This window comes from Prosthecobacter sp., from assembly GCF_046154365.1.
Classification (GTDB): Bacteria; Verrucomicrobiota; Verrucomicrobiia; order Verrucomicrobiales; family Verrucomicrobiaceae; genus Prosthecobacter.
In genome coordinates this window covers 1-7,786 of the sequence record NZ_JBJXFV010000147.1, presented here as the reverse complement: position 1 = coordinate 7,786, position 7,786 = coordinate 1, and the positions used below count along the sequence as shown (strand labels likewise).

The following is a 7,786-nucleotide window of genomic DNA, read 5'->3' as shown; positions in this document are numbered from 1 at the left end:
AAATTCTTCAAGGTGGTGAGTCGTGGCTGCGTTCGCCAGAACGCGGTCTGTTCTCCCGCCACTCGCCACGCGTCCAACAACACGCCGCCGAACTCACCGCCGGCGATGAATCCGCCCGCCAACGCCTTGTCAGCGATCTTCTCGACGAATTCGGCACCGGTCGCGTCATGTTTCGGAACACCCGTGCTGTCATCCAGGGATTCCCGCCCCGCCAATGCCATACCCGGCTGCTTGGCATCGAGCCAAATTCAACTTCGGAAGAAACGCTCATCCGCTGGCTTGCCGCCACGCTGCGCGAACTTGGTGAGGCCAAAGTCCTGCTCATCTGCCGCACCCGCAAACTCGCCGAAGACATCCACGAGCGTCTGCTGCGCGAGATCAACGTGCATGCCGTTCTCTTCCACGAAGGCCTCACCCTCATGCAGCGTGACCGCCACGCCGCCGCCTTTGCCGATCCTGAAGGCGCGCGCCTGCTTATCTGCTCCGAGATCGGCAGCGAAGGCCGCAACTTCCAGTTCGCCCAGCACCTCGTCCTCTTCGACCTCCCACGCGATCCTGAACTCCTCGAACAACGCATCGGCCGCCTCGACCGCATCGGCCAGAAAGGCACGATCAACATCCATGTGCCCTACATCGCCGGCACCGAAGGCGAAATCCTCGCCCGCTGGTATCACGACGGCCTCGACGCCTTCGAGCACAGCCTCCAGGGAGCCACGCAGCTCCTCCACAGCTTCGCCGCTGACATCGACGCCCTCTGCACCACCTTTGATGCCGCCAAGCTCGACCGCCTCATCAAACGCAGCCGCAAACTCCGTCTCGAAGTGCGCGCCAAGCTCGAACGCGGCCACAACCGCCTCCTCGAACTCAACTCCTGCAAGCCGCGCCTCGCTGCACGCCTCATCGAGCGCATCCGCGATGTCGATGCCGGTCTCGACTTCGAGCGCTTCTTCATTCGCCTGCTCGATCACTTCGGCATGCATGTCGAAGAGATGACGAACCGAACCTGGTTCATCCGTCCCGACAACCTCATCACCGACGCCCTGCCCGCGCTGCCTGATGAAGGCCTCACCTTCACCTTCGACCGCGAACGCGCCCTCTCCCGCGAGCACGAAGCCTTCCTCACCTGGGATCACCCGCTCGTGTGTGGCGCTCTCGATGTTCTGCTCGGCTCCCATGATGGCAACGCCGGTTTCGCCTTCTGGAAAGCCTCTGGTGGCGAAGGTTTGGTGCTGCAAGTCAGCTTCATCGCCGAATGCATCGCCCCGCCAGCCTTGCACGCGTCACGTTTCCTGCCCGCCACGCCCATCCGCATCGCCATCGATCATCAAGGCCGCGATCTCACCGCCGATCCCGCCTTCACCCGCGCCAAACTCACCTTGGGCGATCCCACCCGCACCGTCGAAAACGAAACCGTCCGCCACAAGCTGCTGCCCACCATGCTCGGCAAAGCGCAGCAGCTCGCCGAGACGCAGCTAAAGACTCTCCAGCAACGCGCCCTCGCCACGATGCGCAAACACCTCGACGATGAAATTGCCCGCCTTGAGGATTTGCAGACACGCAATCCGCATGTCCGCACTGAAGAAATTACCGCGTTGAGTGATCAGCGCGATGCCTTGGCTTCGGCGATAGCATCGACGAATCTGCGCCTTGATGCCGTGCGATTGGTGCTGCGCCTGCGATGAAATGGAGCGCGAGTGTGTCGGATACCACTCGCCACTTTTTTCGTGAAGCGTTCGCAGCAGGAAAGACAGGCGAGTTAAAAACTCGCGCTCCGCTTACGCCGGCACGCCGGTCAAACCGGGAGCCAGACCGCCTTCGTCCTCGTCTTCACGTTGTACTGGACGTGGGTCGCTGGCTTTGGGCAGCGGCGGCGGGGGAGGGGGCTTGCTCTTGTTTTCGGGTGGGTTGATGAGGCGGCCGTGCTCCATGATTTCTTTGATGTGAGCACCGTCGAGGGTTTCGTATTCGAGCAGCGCGTGGGCGATGGCGTCGAGCTTGTCTTTGTATTTGAGGAGGATCTCCTTGGCCTGGGCGTAGGATTCGTCGATGAGACGTTTCACTTCCTCGTCGATCTTTTTGGCGGTGTCCTGGCTGTAGTTGCTGCTGCCACGGCCCATGAAGGCGGTGCTTTCGTTTTCACCGTATTCGATCATGCCGAGCTTCGTGCTCATGCCCCAGGAGCAGACCATGCTGCGGGCGATGCGTGAGGCCATGCGGATGTCGCCGCTGGCACCGTTGGTGACATCGCCAAACTGGATTTCCTCGGCCACACGACCGCCCATGGCGACGACGAGATCGTCGATGAGTTCGCTCTTGCGGTCGTTGTGCTTGTCTTCCTCCGGCAGCCACATGGTGGAGCCAAGAGAAGGGCCGCGCGGGATGATGGTGACCTTGTGCAGCGGGTCGGTGTGCTCTAAAACCTCGATGAGAATGGCGTGACCGGCCTCATGATAGGCGGTGTTTTCCTTTTCCTTCTCGCTGAGAGCCATGCTGCGGCGTTCGCGGCCCCAGCGCACTTTGTCACGGGCTTCTTCCAGCTCGGGATTGGTGATGGACTTCATGTTCTTGCGGGCGGCGAGCAGCGCGGCTTCGTTGAGCAGGTTCGCCAGCTCCGCACCGGAGAATCCGGGCGTGCCACGGGCGATCTTGGAAAGGTCGGCACTGTCGGCCAGCTTCACTTTCTTGGCGTGAACGCGGAGGATTTCCTCACGGCCCTTCACATCGGGCAGATTGACGGTGACCTGTCGGTCGAAGCGGCCTGGACGCAGCAAGGCGGGATCGAGCACGTCGGGACGGTTCGTGGCGGCGATGATGATGATGCCTTCTTGCGTGTCGAAGCCGTCCATCTCGACGAGCAACGCGTTGAGCGTCTGTTCACGTTCATCGTGACCGCCGCCCATGCCGTGACCGCGATGGCGGCCCACGGCGTCGATTTCATCAATGAAGATGAGGCAGGGAGCGTTCTTCTTGCCCTGCTCGAACATGTCGCGCACACGGATGGCACCGACACCGACGAACATTTCGACGAAGTCCGAGCCGCTGATGCTGAAGAACGGCACATCGGCCTCGCCCGCGATGGCTTTGGCCAGCAGGGTCTTGCCGGTGCCGGGAGGGCCGGTCATGAGCACGCCCTTGGGGATCTTGCCGCCGAGGCGCTGGAACTTCTTCGGGTCTTTGAGGAACTCGACGATCTCCTGCACTTCTTCCTTCGCTTCTTCCACACCAGCCACATCCTTGAAGGTGACCTTGTTGCGATCTTGCGCGAGCATCTTGGCCTTGCTCTTGCCAAAGCTCATCGCGCCACGGCCCGCGCTGCGAAGCTGCTGACGCACGAGGAAGTAGAAGAACGCGAGAATGATCAGCAGCGGTAGCAGGAAGCCGAGCAGCGAGGACCACATCTCGTTTTCATAGACCGGAATGAGCACCAGCTTGTGAGCGTTGAGCAGATCACGCAGTTCCTCTTTTTGAAACTCGATGTTCACCGCGACGGAGAACTGCTTGGAATCGGGATTGGCGCTGTCGAAAGCCGATGGCTTGTCGGTGCTGTCCTTGGCGGGTTCGGTCAGGACCGGCTTGCTCAAACTAGGCGCGGACGGTTCGGATTCACCCGCTTTGACGGCAGGCATGGGGAAATAGTAGCCGCGAATGGTCTGCTCGGAGGTGGTGTCGAGATTGACGAGTTCGAGCTTCTTCTTCTCGTCGATGCGTCCGGCTTCGGCGTGCTCCTTGAATTCAGCGTAGTTGAAGACTTTGCGGCTGCCGGTCAGCCCCTTGTTCATCATGAAGCCAGAGATCAGCAGGGTGATCGCCAGGGCGAAGAGCATGAAACCGCGCCAGTTGAACTGCGGATCTTGATTGCGGCGGCTTGGGCCGTCGGGGCGGTTGTTGAAGGGGTCGTCGGACATGGGCGGGGGTAATTACACGTAGTAACGCGAGTCAGAGCATACATGCCGGTAATTTTTTTGCAAAATGCGATTCCTCCGGGCCTAAGCCGCCTTAAACCGGTGTTTACAGCGCAGGGAAGGGGACTCAGCGACCCAGTCGCACGCGCTTGAACTCACGCGTGAGGCTTGTCAGTGAATCCTCCACGCCCATGCGCTCCAGACTGCTGGCACCGACGAAACCGTCCGCCGTGGTCTTGCTGAGGATGTATTCCGCATCCTTCGGCGTGTTGATCGGGCCGCCGTGCGTGAGCGTGAAGACGTTCGGGTTCACGCTCTTGGCCGCATCAATGATGTCCTGCGTCACTTTGACGGTGTGATCCCAGCTCACCACGGCATTGGTCACACCGATGCTGCCACCGACGGTCGTGCCGACATGTGCGATGATCGCATCCGCGCCGTTCTTGGCCATCTTGATTGCTTCTTCCGGCGTCGCCACATAGACGATGCTAAACAAGTCCATGCGCGTGGCTAATCCAACCATTTCAAATTCCTTCTCCACGCTCATGCCGGTCTCTTCCAGCACGCCGCGGAAGTGACCGTCCACGATGGTGTGGGTGGGGAAATTGTTCACGCCGCTAAAGCCCATCTCCTTCACGCGGCCCAGCCAGTGCCACATGCGGCGCCGCGGGTCGGTGGCATGCACGCCGCACACGACCGGGATCTCTTTGACCACCGGCAGCACTTCATACTCGCCGATCTCCATGGCGATGGCATTCGCATCGCCATAAGCCATGAGACCGCAGGTGCTGCCGTGGCCCATCATGCGGACGCGGCCGCTGTTATAAATGATGATCAAATCCGCGCCGCCCTTCTCGATGAATTTCGCGCTGATGCCTGTGCCCGCTCCTGCCGCGATGATCGGCTCGCCTTTCGCCAGCGTCGCCTTGAGGCGATCAACGACTTCTTGCTTCGTGTAGGGATTTCCGATTCCGGTCCAGGGATTGGGCATGGTAGTGATGAGTTGGCGGTTGTTTGCGATGGTTGGCGCTTCGCGCGTTTGCAGTTGTTTGGTAAACCATTGCAAACCACCGCCAACAACGGCAAACAACCGCAAACTTCAGCCACATGCACGCCCGAACTGCCATCCAAGAGCTATCCGAAACCCACACCCATGGGCCGGACACGGAGTTCCGCGTGGTGCGGGCCTCGGAGCGTGATCCACGGCCCTGGCTGCGCGGTGCGCCGGTGTGCAGCACGCTGGGCACGCACCGCATCGCTCATGCAGGCGTCATGACAGCGCGTGCGCCCTACCGTATCGTGCGCATGCATCAGGGCGGCTTGTATTTTCTCGCCTGCCTGGAAGGTGAGGGCCGCGTGCTCGTCGATGGCGCGTGGAAAAAATGCAGCGCCGGCATGGCCGTGGCGCTGCCGCCGTTCATGGTGAACGCCTTTCATGCCGTGCCCGGCAAGATCTGGCGCTGCTGCTGGGTGCGCTACGAGCAGCAGCCGGAGCAAACACCGATCCTGAGCAGCAGCTCACCGCTCATGGCCCCGTTTGCCGGCACCGCGCTCTACAACGCCATCGAAGGCCTCATCGAAGAAGCCGGCCACGCGGCCAAACCCGCTGCCATGTTCCATTGGGTCGAGCTGATTCAGCACTACATCGAGCGCTTCGCGCAACCCTGGCAGGTCGATGACCGCCTGCACCGCATCTGGGAAAAAGTCTCCGCCAACGTCGGTCATGACTGGACACTTGATGAACTCGCCCGTCAGGCCCACGTCAGCGCTGAGCACCTGCGCCGTCTCTGCCGTCGTGCTTTGGGCCGCACGCCCATGCATCACGTCACCTGGCTGCGCATGCGCAAGGCCGCCGAACTGCTCTCCACCACGAATCTGAAGGTCGAGACGATTTCTCACGAAGTCGGCTACCAAAACCCCTTCGTCTTCAGCAACACCTTCAAAAAGTGGATCGGCTGGCGGCCGAGCGAGCATCGCTCACGGATGGGTGGGTGATTGGTGATCCCGAAGGGATTAAAGAAGGTAGCCGGGGGTCGAGCGAGGCACGAGCGACCACTCCCGGACGAAAATAGCGCGTGAAAAATCCCCAAGGTCGCATGCCGAAGGTATGCGAGAGTTTTTTTGTCCCAACGTCCACGCTGGATTCACGAACGCTTCTCGCATACCTCCGGCATGCGATCTTGAACCCCACAACGTTCATTTGTTTTCAAGGGGTGGCACTCGCTACGCGAGTTGATCCCTGGCTACCCTCTTTGATCCCTTTGGGATCGAGTCTCCAGCGTCAGCTCCACGTCATGATCCAGTCGCGCATCGAGCGTTTGCAGGATCAGGCTGGGATTGTCAGCCGGCATAGCCGAAGGCTTTGAGCTTGGCGGGGCGCAGCCAGACGGCCTTGCCGCGAGTGCGTGGTCCGGTCAGTCCGGGTGTGGATACATAACGCGAATGGTGCGGCAGCACGCCCGGTTTGAGCGCCAAGGAAGGCGGCAGCAGGTCCAGCAGCGTTTTCCAAAAGGCGGCGTCGGGTTCATAGCGCACACCAGCTTCGGCTATCGCCCGCACGACCTGTTCGCAGCCTTCATCGACGGCAAGTTGAGCGATCTGCGCCGGATCATTGCCCTCCGCACCCTGCATCATGGCTCCGACACGGATCAGCCATGGATCATAGAGATTGGCAGGTGTCAGCAGCGCGAGTGCAAGTTCCATGTTGGAGAGCGCTTCCAGACTCACGCGTTGCAGCGGCGGTGTACGGCCCTGGAGATAATGAAAGCAGCCGCGTGCAATGGCTTCATCGAGCAGTGCCTGCGGTCCATGCAGGCCCGCCTGCTGCGCTTTGAGCAGCAGACGCGAACCATGCCCGCGTGTGCCGAGCTTCTGAGCGAGGGTTTCCGTTTGCACAGTGCCGATCATAGCCATTCGGGCCTTGGTTGTAAACCGGTGATCAGTTCGCTCAAACGTTGGGATCAATCATCAACCCCCTTCGTCTTCAGCAACACCTTCAACGAAATGGATCGGCTGGCGGCCGAGTGAGCCTAGCTCACGGATGGGTGGGTGATTCAAGACCCCATGCATGAGTTGGCGGTGAGTTCGGCGACGAGGGCGGAGAGGAGGTTCGCGGCGGTGGCGCGGGAGGCGGCGAGCTGCGCTTCCAACGCGTCCACCAAGGCCATCAGTTGCTCCACTTTGGCCACGATCCGGCGTTGTTCGGCGAGGGGTGGGAGTGGAAATGTGACTCGTGCGAGAGCCTTGCCCGTGAAATGCGGGATACCTGCTCCGGTGTAGTAGCGCTGGAGAATCCCGTCGCGCTCATAGACCCAAAGGCAGAACGTGAGGAAGTGCCCATTCAAGCACGACAGCGGCCTGACACGGTGAAGCGCCTTCTGAAACATGATGCCCGGTATTTGACCGTCCCAGACTGCGGAACGGGCAATCCCATGCCCGCCCTCGCATATCAGAACGTCGCCGGACTCGACGCGATACTCGTCCAATTCTGCGGACTCGAAGAGCATCGTCTTGATGCTTTCGAGCTCGAAGCGAAACCAATGCACGTTCGTGTTGCGGAGGTAAGGGTGCGCTTCTCCTCGGTTCTTTTCCTTATCGAGCATTTTGCCGAGACGCGTGTCCGCAACATCCGCGACCGTGACCCAGCGCCAAGAATCTGGCGCTTCAAAGGGAACTTCATCAGATGCCAGCTCGGTTAACGCGCGAACCGCCAAGCCCGCCTTCTTTCGCGCATCTCTGACCGAGTTTTCCACAGCGCCGTCGTTGGGGTCTTGGGGGACGAGTTTGCCTTGGACGGCGAGGGTGAGGATGGATTTGCGGAGGTCGGCGGGGGGGATGGCGTAGGACGGGTGGAAGAGGAACGGGAGGTTCGCCGGGGTGGGCGC

General features: G+C 60.8%; 6 protein-coding genes. 2 read left to right on the top strand and 4 right to left on the bottom strand.

The features are described 5' to 3' along the window. A partial coding sequence (locus ACKVY0_RS18625) for a helicase-related protein (RefSeq protein ID WP_409216337.1) occupies positions 1-1,682 on the top strand: 1,682 nt, incomplete at its 5' end. Between the two features lie 93 nt (positions 1,683-1,775). Here the strand turns inward: ACKVY0_RS18625 and ftsH are convergent. Both ftsH and ACKVY0_RS18615 read right to left on the bottom strand, forming a co-directional pair. Next, positions 1,776-3,824, bottom strand: a complete 2,049-nt coding sequence (gene ftsH, locus ACKVY0_RS18620; RefSeq protein ID WP_409216338.1) for an ATP-dependent zinc metalloprotease FtsH — start codon at positions 3,822-3,824, stop codon at positions 1,776-1,778. A 205-nt stretch (positions 3,825-4,029) separates the two neighbouring features. Further along, entirely contained in the window at positions 4,030-4,893 is an 864-nt protein-coding gene (locus ACKVY0_RS18615) for a phosphoenolpyruvate hydrolase family protein (protein ID WP_409216336.1), read from the bottom strand. A 116-nt stretch (positions 4,894-5,009) separates the two neighbouring features. Between ACKVY0_RS18615 and ACKVY0_RS18610 the strand changes: the two genes are divergently transcribed. Continuing rightward, positions 5,010-5,897, top strand: coding sequence for a helix-turn-helix transcriptional regulator (locus ACKVY0_RS18610; RefSeq protein WP_409216335.1), 888 nt, complete (start codon positions 5,010-5,012; stop codon positions 5,895-5,897). Between the two features lie 345 nt (positions 5,898-6,242). Here the strand turns inward: ACKVY0_RS18610 and ACKVY0_RS18605 are convergent, their stop codons facing one another. Beyond that, on the bottom strand, positions 6,243-6,797 hold the full coding sequence (locus ACKVY0_RS18605) for a hypothetical protein (protein WP_409216334.1): 555 nt from the start codon (positions 6,795-6,797) through the stop codon (positions 6,243-6,245). Positions 6,798-6,955: 158 nt separating this feature from the next. Then, positions 6,956-7,786: restriction endonuclease subunit S (locus ACKVY0_RS18600; protein WP_409216333.1), on the bottom strand; the 831-nt coding region annotated here is incomplete at its 5' end.

Coding starts and splice junctions, on each gene's coding strand:
- ftsH (WP_409216338.1), bottom strand. CDS start 3,824: ATGCTCTTCGCCCTGGCGATCACCCTGCTGATCTCTGGCTTCATGATG.
- ACKVY0_RS18615 (WP_409216336.1), bottom strand. CDS start 4,893: ATGCCCAATCCCTGGACCGGAATCGGAAATCCCTACACGAAGCAAGAA.
- ACKVY0_RS18610 (WP_409216335.1), top strand. CDS start 5,010: ATGCACGCCCGAACTGCCATCCAAGAGCTATCCGAAACCCACACCCAT.